We start from the raw sequence: 13,290 nt of genomic DNA, 5'->3' as shown, positions 1-13,290 counted from the left end.
TGGCCTCAGGTTCAGGCTTTCTTACTCAATTGCATACTTCAAAACGCAGGATGGATAGGCGAATGAAGAACTGGAAAACATGGCTTTCTCTGCTGGCAATCGTCAGTACCAATGCGGTTGCGGCTCCGCAGTCACTGGATCAAGTCGCCGCCATCGTCAATAACGGGGTGGTACTGCAAAGCGAAGTGAATAATTTGGTGCATTCAGTCAAGCTGAATGCCCAGCAAGCCGGTCAACAATTACCGGATGCCGAGGCTCTGCGCCATCAAGCGCTGGATAAACTGATCCTGGATCAAATCCAGCTGCAACTGGCCACGAAAATGGGCATTACCGTCAGCGATGCCGATCTGGACAACGCGATTGCTGGCATTGCCGCGCAAAACAAGATGAGCCCAGCACAGCTGCAGCAAGCCTTGAAAGCGCAAGGCATCAACTATGCCGACTACCGCGAGCAGATCCGTAAAGAGATGCTGGCGACCGAAGCGCGTAACTCACAGGTACGTAGCCGCATCAACATCCTGCCACAGGAAGTGGATAATCTGGCCAAGCAGATCAGCTCACAAGCGCAAAAAGGCGAAGAGATTAATCTCAGCCATATTCAAATTGCGCTGCCAGAAAATCCAACCCAAGATGAAGTGGATGCCGCACGTCAACGCGCCGAGCAGCTGGTCAAAGAGCTCAAGCAAGGCGCGGATTTCTCCAAACTGGCGATCGCTAACTCTTCCGGCCCACGGGCACTGGAAGGCGGTAATTTAGGTTGGGTGCGTCCACAAGCCATCCCGAGTATTTTTGCCGAGAAAGTGGCCGGCGCGCAGCGTGGTCAGGTGATTGGTCCGTTTCGCACCGGTGTGGGTTTCCACATCCTGAAAGTCAACGAGCTGCGCGGTAGCGAGCAAAGTGTTAAAGCCACCGAAGTGCATGCCCGCCACATTCTGCTGAAAACGTCGGTGATGCAAGATGACGCGCAAGCGCGGGCTAAACTGCTGCAACTGCGTAACGATATTCTGAATAAGAAGATCGATTTTGCCGCCGCTGCGCGCGAATATTCACAAGATCCGGGCTCCGCGGCGCAAGGCGGCGATCTGGGTTGGACTACGCCGGACGTGTTCGTACCGCAGTTCCGTAACGAGCTGGACAGCCTGAAACCGGGCCAAATCAGCCAGCCGTTCCAAAGTCCATTTGGCTGGCATATCGTGCAATTGCTGGATACCAAGCAAGTGGATCGCACCGATGCGGCGCTCAAAGATCGCGCTTACCGCATGTTGTTTAACATGAAGTTTGCCGAAGAGATGCCGGTGTGGCTGCAAGAGCAGCGCGCTGCTGCCTACGTTAAAATCGTCGACCCGCAAGACGACGCCCATTAATCGTTGCCGTCACGGGCACCTTCGGGTGCCCGTGCTGTTTTTAGCGCCATATAGCACTAAGGTAGGATGTCATGACGCTGCCTGTATCACGTCTGGTTATCACACCCGGAGAGCCGGCCGGTGTCGGTCCGGATCTCATCATCAAATTAGCGCAGCAGGCATGGCCAGCGGAACTGGTGGTCTGCGCCGATCCGGCGCTGCTGCAAGCGCGCGCCGCGACGCTGCAACTACCGCTGACCTTGTTGCCGTATCAACCGGAGCGCGCGCCACAAGCGCAAGCCGCTGGTACCCTGACTTTGTTACCGGTCAGCTTGTCCACGCCCGCCATTCCCGGTCAGCTCGATAGCGCCAACGCACACTACGTGTTAGCGACACTGGCGCGCGCCGCTGACGGTTGTCAGCAGGGGGAGTTTGCCGCTATTATCACCGGTCCGGTACACAAGGGGATCATCAACGATGCAGGGATCCCATTCAGTGGCCATACCGAATTTTTTGCCGACCGCGCCGGCTGCCACAAAGTGGTGATGATGCTGGCGACCGAGCAAATGCGGGTCGCACTGGCGACAACCCACCTGCCACTGCGTGAGGTGGCTGACGCCATTACCGCAGAGAGTCTGCGTGAAGTGATCACCATTTTGCATCGCGATCTGCAGCAAAAATTTGCCCGTCCGCAACCGCGTATTTACATCTGTGGGCTAAACCCACATGCCGGTGAAGGCGGACATATGGGGCATGAGGAAATCGAGGTGATCGAACCTTTGCTCGCCCAATTGCGCAGTGAAGGGATGGATCTTATCGGCCCACTACCGGCCGATACCCTGTTTCAAGACAAATACCTGCGCGACGCCGATGCTGTACTGGCCATGTACCACGATCAGGGCCTGCCGGTGCTTAAATACCAAGGCTTTGGCCGCGCAGTCAATATTACGCTAGGGTTACCGTATATCCGCACGTCGGTGGATCACGGAACGGCACTGGATCTTGCCGCTACCCCATTTGCCGACGAGGGCAGCTTCCGGACTGCGCTAACCCTCGCCATTACTATGACGGATTCACAAACACAATGAATGACAGTGTTCACCTCGGGCACCGCGCCCGTAAACGCTTTGGTCAAAACTTCCTGAACGATGTGTTCGTTATCGACAGCATCGTCAGCGCGATTAACCCGCGCAAAGGCGAAGCTATGCTGGAAATCGGCCCAGGTCTGGCGGCGCTGACCGAGCCCGTAGCCCGCGATCTGGACCACATGACCGTAATCGAAATCGACCGCGATCTGGCCGAGCGTCTGCGTCATCACCCTCAGCTGAAAGACAAGCTGACCGTGCGTGAACAAGATGCCATGAGCGCCGATTTCTCGGCGATCTCCGCAGAGTTAGGGCAAAAGCTGCGCGTGTTCGGTAACCTGCCGTACAACATCTCCACCCCACTGATGTTCCACCTGTTCGACTACACTGACAGCATCAGTGACATGCACTTCATGCTGCAAAAAGAAGTGGTCAACCGTCTGGCCGCCGGCCCGGGCAGCAAAGCCTATGGCCGTCTGAGCGTAATGGCGCAATACTATTGTCAGGTGATCCCGGTACTGGAAGTGCCACCGCACGCCTTTAAGCCTGCGCCAAAAGTTGACTCCGCCGTAGTCCGTTTGGTGCCGCACGCACAAAAGCCATTCCCAGTGAAAAACCTGCGCTGGCTGAGCCGTGTCACCACTGATGCGTTTAACCAGCGTCGTAAAACGCTGCGCAATGGCTTAAGTCATCTGTTTAGCGTTGAACAACTCGAAGCGCTGGGGATCGACCCGACCCTGCGCGCCGAGAACATCACGGTGGAGCAGTTCTGCCGGTTAGCTAACTGGTTGTCCGACAATCCGCCACAACCGGAGCAAAACCGCAACGCCGAGTAACCCTTGGCCTTGCACAAGGAGTCAGGTATGCAGGAGCCCACCGAACAGGCCCGTGTCGCAGTCAGTGTTGAAGTTCAACCTGCGTATGTGGAAGCCCAGTCCGCGCCCGAGTTGGCGCGTTTTGTGTTCACCTACACGGTCACCCTGCATAACCAAAGTGCGCTAACGCTGCAATTGCGCCGTCGTTATTGGTTGCTGACCGATGCTAACGGTCAGCAAACCGACATCGAAGGCGAAGGTGTGGTCGGCGAACAACCAGTACTGGCTCCGGGCTCTTGCTACCGCTACACCAGTGGCACTGTCTTGCCCACTCCGGTCGGCACCTTACAAGGGCACTACCTGATGAGCACCCCTGACGGGCACACCTATCAGGTGCCGATTCCGGTGTTTCGACTGGCCATCCCTCATCTCATACAGTAAAGCGTTATGGCGACTTATGTTGTTGGCGACCTGCAAGGTTGCTTTGATGAACTGCAAGCCCTGCTTGAGCAGGTGCATTTTGATCCAGCCTGCGATCAACTGTGGCTGACCGGCGATCTAGTGGCGCGCGGCCCGCGTTCATTGGACTGTCTGCGTCTGGTGCGTGATTTAGGGCCTGCCGCGCGTACCGTGCTTGGTAACCATGATTTGCACTTACTGGCCATTGATGCGGGGATCGCCAGCGCCAAGGCGCGCGATTACTTGCAACCGGTACTCGATGCCCCCGATCGCAGCGAATTGATGCACTGGCTGCGGCACCAGCCGCTGCTGCTCACCCACCCCGAGTTTAGTTTTGTGATGGCCCATGCCGGGATCTCGCCACAATGGGATCTGGCGACCGCTCAGCAGTGCGCCGCCGAAGTCGAGCATGCGCTACAGCAAGACGACTACCCGACACTGCTACGCGCTATGTATGGCGATCAGCCCGATCGCTGGTCAGAATCCCTTCGCGGGATGGAGCGCCTGCGCTACAGCATCAACGCCCTGACCCGGATGCGCTATTGTCACCCTGATGGCCGGCTCGATATGCACTGTAAGTTGGCACCAATGGAAGCGCCGGGCGAGTTACAACCTTGGTATCGCCTGCCGAATTCTTTGTTGGCTCGCCACCGCGTGGTGTTTGGCCATTGGGCGGCCTTGATTGGTGTCACCGAGCAACCGGCAGTGTATGCGCTGGATACCGGCTGTGTGTGGGGAAATTACCTGACCTTACTGCGCTGGGATGACCAACGTTACTTTACCCAACCGGCGCTGCGCGCCTACGGCAGTGGTCTGTAAACGGGTTTCTCAAGTTTATCGACTCACCCGCGACAACCTTGGGTGAGTCGAACTCACGCGTGAGCACTAAGCCAACCAAGCGCTATGCCGGCTGACGCTCCCAGATAGTAAACGCGCAGCGATACGCATTGGCGCTATCGGCAGGACGCTCCTCGCGAAACGTTTCGTGCCACTCTCCCGCCGCTTGCCAGTCAGGAAAGCGGGTATCGCCATTCACCTCAGCATCAATCAGCGTGAGATACAGATGAGTCGCCAGTGGCAGCGCCTGCTGGTACACATGACCGCCGCCAATAACCATCACTTCCTCAACGCCGGCCACCAACGCCAGAGCCTGCTCCAGTGAGCTACACCACTCGACCCGTGGGTCATCCCCGCACTGGCGCGACAGCACGATATTGCGCCGTCCCGGCAGTGGTCGGCCAATCGAGGCAAAGGTATGACGGCCCATGATCACCGGTTTACCCAAGGTCTGCGCCTTAAACCAAGCAAAGTCAGCCGGCAGATGCCACGGCATCTGGTTATCCTGTCCGATGATCCGATCGTCGGCCATCGCCGCAATTAAACTGATTTTCATGGCTGTCTCCTGCCTCTACATCGCTATCAGCACTGTTATCTGCACGGCTAGCGGTAATACTGCTTAAAACCGGCACTATACCACTGGACGACGGCGGTAGAATAACAATCCCGGTACCGCCAAGCCGAGGGCCAACGCGCCGACAATAAAGAATGTTTGCAGGAAATGGGTCACCATTTGCGACATCAGCTCATGGGTATAGCCGCGGTGATTGATCTCCACCAGTGCCAGCATCGCCTTGTAGGCTTTGACTCCCGGCACCATCGGGATCACCGCCGCCACCGTAAACACTTTCGGGTGCGCCATATAGCGATGTGACCAATGCACGCCGATCATGCCAATCGTGGTTGACGCCAGCAACGTGCTCCATTCGATAGGCCAGCCATAATGCAGCAGCAAAAAGCGCAGCCCATGCCCCAACGCGCCGAGCATCGCGCAGTAACGCAGCGCACGTACAGGCACGTTAAACAGCAAGGCAAACCCCACCGCCGGAATAGCAGCAAAAAACATATCCTGTAGTAACGCCGGTAATAAGGTCATGACCACCCCCGCACATCCCATAGCGCCATCGCCAGCACAATCCCCGCACAGGTTGCAAAGGTCAGCAAGGTCGCCATGGTCCAACGCGCCAGCCCCATGTTGACGTGCCCTTTGACCATATCGGACAGCGCATTAATCAGCGGAAAACCGGGCACCAGCAGCAGCACACTGGATGCCATCGGCAATGACGGCAAATTGCCAATTTGATACGAGATCCCGAGCGAAGCAATTGAGCTGGCCACAAAGGCGGTGACACAAAAATTGACCAGCGGATTAAAGTGGCGATGCGCCAGCTCTTGGCGCACCAACATGGCAATGGCACTGGCCACAAACGTCAAGGCAAACACCGCCGCATCACCACCGGATAAATGTGAGAAACTGGCGCACGATAACCCCACCATCAGCACCACTAAGCCACGTGGATAGCGGAGCGGTTTGATCTTATCCAATCGTTTGCGTACATCGCCAATTGACAGCAAACCGCGTTCAGCCATGATCATGGTGTGCTGCACCGCAGTAACCACCTGCATGTTGATCCCACGATCCACATTGCGCCGCGTGGTGGTGATACAGCGTTGTCGGCTCAAGGTCGACAGCACAATAGCATTAGCCGAAATCGAAATTTCCACACTGTCAGCCCCAAGCGCCAACCCTAAGCGCTCCGACACTTGCTCGACCAGCGTACTCTCCGCGCCGTGCTGCAACAGCATCAGGGCGCTTTGAATGCATAAACGGGTCACTTCCCGCTGCGCCGGCTCGTTCAGATCTCCTTGTTGCATCTGCTTTCTCGCTTCACCACACATAATGTGACATTAAAACCGTTTTCATGACAAAAAAGGCTGATTTTACGCAAGAAAAAAGCCGCTTTCTGCGAACAGAAGCGGCTTCTTTACTATGCCGATACGATGGCGATGCGTAAGTAAGGCAATACTTACCTCAAACGATTACGGCTTGTAGATGATCTCTACGTCGTACTCGTCTTCATCCCAGTCATCATCGTCGAGATCGTCATCATCATCTGAACCTTCCCAGACTTCGTCCAGTTGCTCACGATGATAATCATCCCACTTGAACTTCACATCTTCGGTGCCCGCTGGCGCTTGCTGCTCGCTTTCCTTCGGCAGGCTTTCGATCAGCTGCATGATGTCCCAGCACAGTGGCGTCACGTTCTTACCGGTGGCCGCAGAGATGGTGTAGTAATCACCCTCCCACTCCAGATCGGCAACGATCTTCGCGATCCGCTCGTTGGCTTCTTCTTCGCTCATCAGATCGACTTTGTTAAACACCAGCCAACGCGGTTTCGCGGCCAGCATTTCACTGTACTGCTCCAGCTCTGACACGATGATCCGCGCGTTCTCGGCCGGATCAGAGCCATCGACTGGATTGATGTCGATGATGTGCAGCAGCACACGACAACGCTCCAAGTGCTTGAGGAAACGGATCCCCAGACCGGCACCGTCTGCCGCACCTTCAATCAGGCCTGGAATATCGGCCACCACGAAGCTGCGCTCGCTGTCCATCCGTACCACACCGAGGCTTGGCACCAAGGTGGTAAACGGATAGTCCGCTACTTTTGGACGCGCTGCGGATACCGCACGGATAAAGGTAGATTTACCGGCATTCGGCATCCCCAACATCCCCACGTCAGCCAGCAGCATCAGCTCTAAACGCAGTTCGCGTTTCTCACCCGGTGTACCCGGCGTTTTTTGATACGGGGTACGGTTCACCGAGGATTTAAAACGGGTGTTACCCAAGCCGTGGAAACCGCCCTTGGCCACCAGCATCTTTTGGCCGTGCTGGGTCAAGTCACCTAAGGTTTCTCCGGTCTCTTCATCCACCGCGCGCGTACCCACGGGCACCTTCAGGGTGATATCCTGACCACGCTTACCGGTACAGTTACTGCCACGGCCATTCTCGCCGCGCTCAGCACGGAAACTGCGCTCAAAACGGTAATCAATCAGGGTATTGAGGTTCTCGTCCGCCAGCAGATATACGTCACCGCCGTCACCGCCGTCACCGCCGTCCGGGCCACCTTTTGGAATATATTTTTCACGGCGGAAACTGGCACAGCCATTACCGCCGTCACCAGCTTCGACGCGGATCACCGCTTCATCGACAAACTTCATGAACGTCTCCGAGCAAAATGCCCACCGGCTCAGTCACTTTCCGTGGCCACGGGCTTCACAGCGCGCGGTGGCAACAAACGATGGCCGATGGCAGAAAACATGGCGCCGGCAACCACCACCAACGCACCAATATAGCCAAGCAGGTTAAGCGGCGCCGCAGTAAACAGGGCCGGATAACTCACGCTCAACAGATCTAAAAACAGTATGGTAAACAGTGGCGCCAACGTCACGATAGCACTCACTTTTGCCGCTTCCCAGCGCGCCATGGCCTCGGCAAATGCGCCATAGCCCACCAGCGTATTCAGGCAGCAAAACAGCAGCATGCCCCATTGGCGCATATCCATCGCCGCCGCTTGTTGCGGCTGCGCCATCGGCGTAAATAACAAGGCCGACAAGGTGTAGAGCACCAGCAAAATCTGCGGGGAAGATAACCGACGCAGTAACAGCTTTTGCGCTACGCCATAGGCTACCCAGACTACCGCCGCAGCCACCGCCAGCAACACCCCAAGGGTATAGCTGCTTAAGCTGGTAAACAGCTCATACAGGCGCTCATTGAAAAACAGCAGCATGCCGCCCAGTAACAGTAACAGTCCAATGCCCTGATGGCGTTGCAGTGGCTCTTTTAAAATCCACACACTGGCCAGCAACAGCAACACCGGTGCCAGCTGGATCACCACCTGCACCACGGCCGGACTTAAATATTGTAGGGCAGAATTAAATAACAGGAAGTTACCCGCTAAACCCAGCGTAGCAACAAGAAGCAGGGCGCGATAATTACGCCAGAGTAGCACCGGAGAAGGCAATCCCCGCCGCCATGCCAGCCACAGACCCAGCCCCAGCGTTGCGCTGACAAACCGGAACCAGACAATGGTGTAAGGATCCAACACCTCTAGCGCCTGTTTCATCGCTATCGGCAATGCACCCCAGAATACTGCCGTCAGCAAAGCTAATAAACATCCTATTGTGGCCTGCTGTCGCAACATCCAACCTCCCGATGGCTGATATAAAAAAGCCCCGCAACTGCGCGGGGCTCTTCCTGTGAACCGGTAAAGGTCAGTAATTACTCAGCAACGATGCTTACGTATTTACGGTTGTTTGGACCTTTAACTTCGAATTTCACTTTACCGTCTGCAGTTGCAAACAGGGTGTGGTCTTTACCACAGCCAACGTTTACACCAGCGTGGAACTTGGTACCGCGCTGACGAACGATGATGTTACCTGCCAGAACAGATTCACCACCGAAACGCTTAACACCCAGACGTTTGCTTTCGGAATCGCGGCCGTTACGAGTGGAACCGCCAGCTTTTTTGTGTGCCATTTATCCGTTCTCCTAAACTTACGCGCTGATAGCAGTGATTTTGATTTCAGTGAACCACTGACGGTGGCCCTGCTGCTTACGGCTGTGCTTACGACGACGGAACTTAACGATCTTAACTTTATCGCCACGACCGTGAGTTACCACTTCAGCCTTAACCACACCGCCTGCAACGAAAGGTGCACCGATCTTGATATCTTCGCCGTTAGCGATCATCAGCACATCTTTGAACTCAACTGCTTCGCCAGTTGCTACGTCCAGCTTCTCCAGGCGAACGGTTTGGCCTTCGCTCACTCGGTGCTGCTTACCACCACTTTGGAAAACCGCGTACATATAAAACTCCGCTCTTTTCGGCACCGCAGGCTCCATTAAAATCAGCCAATCAGGGTGCGCAATAAAACTATTCAATAGGGCGCGAATTCTACGCAAAAAGCCGCTCGATGACAAGAGCTCTTCTGGCAATATCGGAGAAAAATTCTCCAACTTGCCCTTACGCGTTTCCGTCCCACGTTTTTGAGGTACAATCCATACCGACAGGGTTTTATTATGGACTGCGCTTCCCCCATGATACCAAAATTAGAAGACTGACGGACTATGACGCTTGAAGAGATTCGCGCCCTGAGCGATGCCGACATGGCAGAAGTGAATGCGGCGATTTTGCAACAACTCAATTCCGATGTGGCGCTGATCAATCAACTGGGCTACTACATCATCAGTGGCGGGGGAAAACGGATCCGGCCAATGATTGCGGTGCTAGCCGCACGGGCGCTCGATTATCAAGGTCATGGTCATATTACCGTGGCTGCGCTGATTGAATTTATCCACACCGCCACCTTGCTGCACGATGACGTGGTGGATGAGTCTGATCTGCGCCGTGGCAAAGCCACCGCCAATGCGGCATTCGGTAATGCCGCCAGCGTATTGGTGGGGGATTTTATCTACACCCGCGCATTCCAGATGATGACCAGCCTCGACTCGATGCGCATTTTGCAGCTGATGGCTTCGGCCACCAACGTGATTGCCGAAGGGGAAGTGCAGCAGCTGATGAACTGCAATGACCCGGACATCAGCGAAGATAATTACATGCAGGTGATTTACAGCAAAACCGCTCGCCTGTTTGAAGCCGCCGCGCAGTCTTCGGCTATTTTGGCGGGAGCCAGTGAGCAGCAAGAGCTGGCGATGCAAGATTATGGTCGTTACCTCGGCACGGCTTTCCAGCTGATTGACGATCTGCTCGATTACAGCGCAGGAAACGAGCTAGGAAAGAATTTGGGCGACGATCTCAACGAAGGTAAGCCTACCCTGCCGCTGCTGCATGCGATGCACAATGGCACGCCTGAGCAAGCCGCGATGATCCGTAAAGCGATCGAAGAAGGGAACGGACGCGATCTGTTGGATCCGGTATTGGCCGCCATGCAAGCCTGTGGATCGTTGGCCTACACCCAGCAGCGCGCCGAAGAAGAAGCCGACAAAGCGATCCAAGCCCTGTCTTGCATCCCAGACTCGCCTTATCGCGAGGCATTAATTGGCTTGGCACATCTGGCGGTGCACCGTAACCATTAATGGGATCTACGGATAACGGTAGCCTTGGTGGCATTCACACACTGAGTTATGCCGCCATAAATGCTGTCATTGACACGGCCAGCGCACCGAGAGGCCAATAAAAAATTCCCACAAAAAAAGCCACGCTCTGCGTGGCTTTTTTATCGGTGGTCAAAACTTGCTGCTTGCGCCAAACGAAAGCGTCAAACGCAAGCCGCAAGCCAAAGCGCGCTGCGCTTACTGGCCGTTAACGAATTTCTCACCCAGCACAATCTCTTCACGCAGGGTTGGCAGCATGCTTTCCAGCGCCTGCTGTTCAAACGCGCTCAGCTTGCCCACTGGCAGGTACTCTTCAATACCGTTGACGCCCAGCAGTACCGGTTGAGCAAAGAAACGGGCATATTGGCCATCACCTTCAACATAGGTGCATTCCACCACGTTCTTCTCGCCCTGCATTGCACGCAGCAAAGACAGACCGAAACGCGCCGCCGCTTGACCCATCGACAAAGTCGCGGAGCCGCCACCGGCTTTAGCTTCCACCACTTCGGTACCGGCGTTTTGGATCCGCTTAGTCAGCGCCGCGATCTCAGCGTCGGTAAAGGAGATCCCGTCAAGTTGTGACAGCAGAGGCAGGATGCTCAGACCGGAGTGACCGCCAACCACGGAAACATTCAGTTCTTCTGGCTGCTTACCTTTCAGCTCAGCCACAAAGGTATTGGAGCGGATCACATCCAGCGTTGAAATACCAAACAGCTTGCGTTTGTCGTACACGCCGGCTTTTTTCAGCACTTCTGCCGCAATGGCAACCGTGGTGTTCACCGGATTGGTGATGATCCCAATGCAGGCTTTCGGGCAAACGTGGGCGATTTTTTCCACCAGATTGCGCACGATCCCCGCATTCACATTAAACAGATCGGAGCGATCCATGCCTGGCTTACGCGCCACACCGGCAGAGATCAGCACGATATCGGCCCCTTCCAGCGCAGCAGAAGGATCTTCGCCGCTAAAGCCTTTGATCTTCACGGCAGTCGGAATATGACTCAAATCCACCGCCACACCCGGAGTCACTGGGGCGATGTCATATAAGGAGAGCTCTGAACCAGCGGGAAGCTGGACTTTTAACAGTAAAGCCAGTGCCTGGCCGATGCCACCTGCAGCACCTAAAACCGCAACTTTCATCCTTTAATGCTCCTTTATAAAATCCTATTGTGTTGGGTATCAGACAAACAGACACTAATCCAACAACTGCAGAAACACAAATTAGTAACACACAGATTGAGAGTTCGCGCACCCTGCGGGTCATTGCCCATTACATTGTCTATTAATGGTGCAGATATTTTTTCTGAAGGGCCTGCAAAGTCCCGTCGGCGCGCAGCGCATCGAGGGCATTATCCAGCGCTAACTTCAGGCGATAATTCTGTTTAGACAGCGCAATGCCAAGCCCCTGACCAAAATACTCCGGCGCGGTGTAAGGCTCGCCCAGCACTTGCCAGCGCCCTTTCGGATGCTGACTGAGCCAGTTCAAGGCGACCGCCTGATCGGTAAACACCGCATCAATATTGCCCGCTTGTAAGTCACCGAACGCCTCTTCATAGCTGGCATACGGCAGTGGCGTCACGTCAGCACCTAAACGGCCATCCACCACAAAGTTCATCAAGGTGGTGCCGGTCTGCACGCCGACTAAATTCTCTTTACTGATGGAGTCACCGGTAATGACATCGCGGTTAACCAGCAGCACTGCGGAGTTGGCCAGATAGGGCTGGGTAAAGCTCATCAGTTGCAAGCGGCTATCATTAATATCTAGCGCCGCAATCGCAGCGTCATAGGCACCGAGGCGCAAACCGGATAGAATAGTGTTGAATGGCTGCTCCACAAATTCACAGCGTCGCATCAAGCGATCGCACAACGCCTGTGCTAGGGCGATATCAAACCCGTCTAGCTGCCCCTGATTATTGTGGTATTCAAACGGGGGATAAGTCGGTTCGGTGGCAAAGCGTAAGGGCGCAGAAACCGTGACACTTTCCGCCTGCACCATAAAACAGGTGAGAAAACCGGCTATGAAACTAATTGAAACAAGAAAACGGCGCATTTTTCATCCTCAACCGGCTATCCGTGTTGTTTGTGTATTGAAAAAAAGTGAATTTTTATGCAATATGAGCGCTGTTTTTTTGCATTTGGGAGCCCATAATGCGTAGCTCAGACAAACAAGAGCAACTTATCCGCGCGTTCAAAGCCCTGCTGAAAGAAGAGAAATTCAGCTCACAAGGTGAGATAGTCCAAGCATTATCAGACTTAGGTTTTCGTAATATCAACCAGTCTAAAGTCTCACGGATGCTCACCAAATTCGGCGCCGTACGGACACGCAATGCCAAAATGGAGATGGTTTACTGTCTGCCGGTAGAACTTGGCGTCCCAACCACCTCCAGTCCGCTGAAAAATCTGGTGCTGGACATCGACTACAACAGCGCACTGATTGTGATCCACACCAGCCCAGGTGCTGCGCAGCTGATTGCGCGCATGCTGGACTCGCTCGGCAAAGCCGAGGGTATTTTAGGCACGATTGCCGGTGATGACACGATCTTTATCACACCAACTCGGGATACTCCGATTGAAGATCTGTTTGCTGCGGTGCTGGATCTGTTCGAACAGCACGCCGCCTGATCCTCGCGCGA

The 13,290-nt window shown here is 55.0% G+C and carries 16 protein-coding genes; 7 read left to right on the top strand and 9 right to left on the bottom strand.

The genetic code is table 11. The annotated features are described in order from the left end of the window. Window positions 1-62: 62 nt before the first annotated feature. From surA to apaH, 5 genes are all read left to right on the top strand, one after another. Window positions 63-1,364 (top strand): peptidylprolyl isomerase SurA, encoded by a 1,302-nt coding sequence (gene surA / locus LQ901_RS00645; RefSeq protein WP_039045763.1) that lies wholly within the window; start codon window positions 63-65, stop codon window positions 1,362-1,364. A gap of 71 nt (window positions 1,365-1,435) precedes the next feature. Beyond that, on the top strand, window positions 1,436-2,431 hold the full coding sequence (pdxA, locus tag LQ901_RS00640) for a 4-hydroxythreonine-4-phosphate dehydrogenase PdxA (RefSeq protein ID WP_064978225.1): 996 nt from the start codon (window positions 1,436-1,438) through the stop codon (window positions 2,429-2,431). Next, a complete protein-coding gene (gene rsmA, locus LQ901_RS00635; protein WP_010864711.1) occupies window positions 2,428-3,264 on the top strand; it encodes a 16S rRNA (adenine(1518)-N(6)/adenine(1519)-N(6))-dimethyltransferase RsmA in 837 nt (278 codons plus the stop codon). Before pdxA ends, rsmA begins: the two co-directional genes overlap by 4 nt. Before the next feature lie 27 nt (window positions 3,265-3,291). Then, window positions 3,292-3,684 carry a Co2+/Mg2+ efflux protein ApaG gene (apaG, locus tag LQ901_RS00630; protein WP_010864712.1) on the top strand — a complete coding sequence of 131 codons (393 nt, stop codon included), beginning with the start codon at window positions 3,292-3,294 and terminating at the stop codon, window positions 3,682-3,684. Window positions 3,685-3,690: 6 nt separating this feature from the next. Beyond that, on the top strand, window positions 3,691-4,521 hold the full coding sequence (gene apaH / locus LQ901_RS00625; RefSeq protein ID WP_047706726.1) for a bis(5'-nucleosyl)-tetraphosphatase (symmetrical) ApaH: 831 nt from the start codon (window positions 3,691-3,693) through the stop codon (window positions 4,519-4,521). Between the two features lie 82 nt (window positions 4,522-4,603). Here the strand turns inward: apaH and folA are convergent, their stop codons facing one another. The 7 genes from folA to rplU all read right to left on the bottom strand — a co-directional run bounded on the left by folA (window position 4,604) and on the right by rplU (window position 9,409). Then, window positions 4,604-5,095, bottom strand: a complete 492-nt coding sequence (gene folA / locus LQ901_RS00620; RefSeq protein ID WP_064978226.1) for a type 3 dihydrofolate reductase — start codon at window positions 5,093-5,095, stop codon at window positions 4,604-4,606. Between the two features lie 75 nt (window positions 5,096-5,170). Further along, entirely contained in the window at window positions 5,171-5,635 is a 465-nt protein-coding gene (locus LQ901_RS00615; RefSeq protein ID WP_036770028.1) for a threonine/serine exporter family protein, read from the bottom strand. Continuing rightward, entirely contained in the window at window positions 5,632-6,414 is a 783-nt protein-coding gene (locus LQ901_RS00610) for a threonine/serine exporter ThrE family protein (protein ID WP_010864716.1), read from the bottom strand. The genes LQ901_RS00615 and LQ901_RS00610 overlap by 4 nt, the downstream gene beginning before the upstream one ends. Window positions 6,415-6,579: 165 nt before the next feature. Further along, window positions 6,580-7,761, bottom strand: a complete 1,182-nt coding sequence (gene cgtA / locus LQ901_RS00605) for an Obg family GTPase CgtA (RefSeq protein ID WP_010864717.1) — start codon at window positions 7,759-7,761, stop codon at window positions 6,580-6,582. 29 nt (window positions 7,762-7,790) lie between these two features. Next, window positions 7,791-8,744: a DMT family transporter gene (locus LQ901_RS00600; protein WP_039045759.1), complete on the bottom strand. Its 954-nt coding sequence runs from the start codon at window positions 8,742-8,744 to the stop codon at window positions 7,791-7,793. A 77-nt stretch (window positions 8,745-8,821) separates the two neighbouring features. After that, complete coding sequence (gene rpmA, locus LQ901_RS00595; RefSeq protein ID WP_010864719.1) at window positions 8,822-9,079, bottom strand: 50S ribosomal protein L27; 258 nt, start codon at window positions 9,077-9,079, stop codon at window positions 8,822-8,824. An 18-nt stretch (window positions 9,080-9,097) separates the two neighbouring features. Beyond that, window positions 9,098-9,409 carry a 50S ribosomal protein L21 gene (rplU, locus tag LQ901_RS00590; RefSeq protein ID WP_010864720.1) on the bottom strand — a complete coding sequence of 104 codons (312 nt, stop codon included), beginning with the start codon at window positions 9,407-9,409 and terminating at the stop codon, window positions 9,098-9,100. 261 nt (window positions 9,410-9,670) lie between these two features. Here rplU and ispB point away from each other — a divergent pair, with 261 nt between their 5' ends. Next, window positions 9,671-10,639: an octaprenyl diphosphate synthase gene (gene ispB / locus LQ901_RS00585; protein ID WP_010864721.1), complete on the top strand. Its 969-nt coding sequence runs from the start codon at window positions 9,671-9,673 to the stop codon at window positions 10,637-10,639. A gap of 216 nt (window positions 10,640-10,855) precedes the next feature. Here the strand turns inward: ispB and mdh are convergent, their stop codons facing one another. Both mdh and LQ901_RS00575 read right to left on the bottom strand, forming a co-directional pair. Continuing rightward, on the bottom strand, window positions 10,856-11,797 hold the full coding sequence (gene mdh, locus LQ901_RS00580; protein ID WP_064978227.1) for a malate dehydrogenase: 942 nt from the start codon (window positions 11,795-11,797) through the stop codon (window positions 10,856-10,858). A gap of 142 nt (window positions 11,798-11,939) precedes the next feature. Further along, window positions 11,940-12,707, bottom strand: a complete 768-nt coding sequence (locus LQ901_RS00575) for a transporter substrate-binding domain-containing protein (RefSeq protein WP_233671904.1) — start codon at window positions 12,705-12,707, stop codon at window positions 11,940-11,942. Window positions 12,708-12,805: 98 nt separating this feature from the next. Here LQ901_RS00575 and argR point away from each other — a divergent pair, with 98 nt between their 5' ends. Next, window positions 12,806-13,279, top strand: a complete 474-nt coding sequence (gene argR / locus LQ901_RS00570; RefSeq protein ID WP_010864724.1) for a transcriptional regulator ArgR — start codon at window positions 12,806-12,808, stop codon at window positions 13,277-13,279. Window positions 13,280-13,290: the final 11 nt, after the last annotated feature.

Source organism: Plesiomonas sp. PI-19, assembly GCF_021368255.1.
Lineage (GTDB): Bacteria > Pseudomonadota > Gammaproteobacteria > Enterobacterales > CAMTGL01 > Plesiomonas > Plesiomonas shigelloides.
This window is presented reverse-complemented; position numbering and strand designations above follow the sequence as displayed.

What these genes read in the sequence shown, in the direction of transcription:
- surA (WP_039045763.1), top strand. Translation starts at nt 63, where the DNA reads ATGAAGAACTGGAAAACATGGCTTTCTCTGCTGGCAATCGTCAGTACC.
- pdxA (WP_064978225.1), top strand. Translation starts at nt 1,436, where the DNA reads ATGACGCTGCCTGTATCACGTCTGGTTATCACACCCGGAGAGCCGGCC.
- rsmA (WP_010864711.1), top strand. Translation starts at nt 2,428, where the DNA reads ATGAATGACAGTGTTCACCTCGGGCACCGCGCCCGTAAACGCTTTGGT.
- apaG (WP_010864712.1), top strand. Translation starts at nt 3,292, where the DNA reads ATGCAGGAGCCCACCGAACAGGCCCGTGTCGCAGTCAGTGTTGAAGTT.
- apaH (WP_047706726.1), top strand. Translation starts at nt 3,691, where the DNA reads ATGGCGACTTATGTTGTTGGCGACCTGCAAGGTTGCTTTGATGAACTG.
- folA (WP_064978226.1), bottom strand. Translation starts at nt 5,095, where the DNA reads ATGAAAATCAGTTTAATTGCGGCGATGGCCGACGATCGGATCATCGGA.
- LQ901_RS00615 (WP_036770028.1), bottom strand. Translation starts at nt 5,635, where the DNA reads ATGACCTTATTACCGGCGTTACTACAGGATATGTTTTTTGCTGCTATT.
- LQ901_RS00610 (WP_010864716.1), bottom strand. Translation starts at nt 6,414, where the DNA reads ATGCAACAAGGAGATCTGAACGAGCCGGCGCAGCGGGAAGTGACCCGT.
- cgtA (WP_010864717.1), bottom strand. Translation starts at nt 7,761, where the DNA reads ATGAAGTTTGTCGATGAAGCGGTGATCCGCGTCGAAGCTGGTGACGGC.
- LQ901_RS00600 (WP_039045759.1), bottom strand. Translation starts at nt 8,744, where the DNA reads ATGTTGCGACAGCAGGCCACAATAGGATGTTTATTAGCTTTGCTGACG.
- rpmA (WP_010864719.1), bottom strand. Translation starts at nt 9,079, where the DNA reads ATGGCACACAAAAAAGCTGGCGGTTCCACTCGTAACGGCCGCGATTCC.
- rplU (WP_010864720.1), bottom strand. Translation starts at nt 9,409, where the DNA reads ATGTACGCGGTTTTCCAAAGTGGTGGTAAGCAGCACCGAGTGAGCGAA.
- ispB (WP_010864721.1), top strand. Translation starts at nt 9,671, where the DNA reads ATGACGCTTGAAGAGATTCGCGCCCTGAGCGATGCCGACATGGCAGAA.
- mdh (WP_064978227.1), bottom strand. Translation starts at nt 11,797, where the DNA reads ATGAAAGTTGCGGTTTTAGGTGCTGCAGGTGGCATCGGCCAGGCACTG.
- LQ901_RS00575 (WP_233671904.1), bottom strand. Translation starts at nt 12,707, where the DNA reads ATGCGCCGTTTTCTTGTTTCAATTAGTTTCATAGCCGGTTTTCTCACC.
- argR (WP_010864724.1), top strand. Translation starts at nt 12,806, where the DNA reads ATGCGTAGCTCAGACAAACAAGAGCAACTTATCCGCGCGTTCAAAGCC.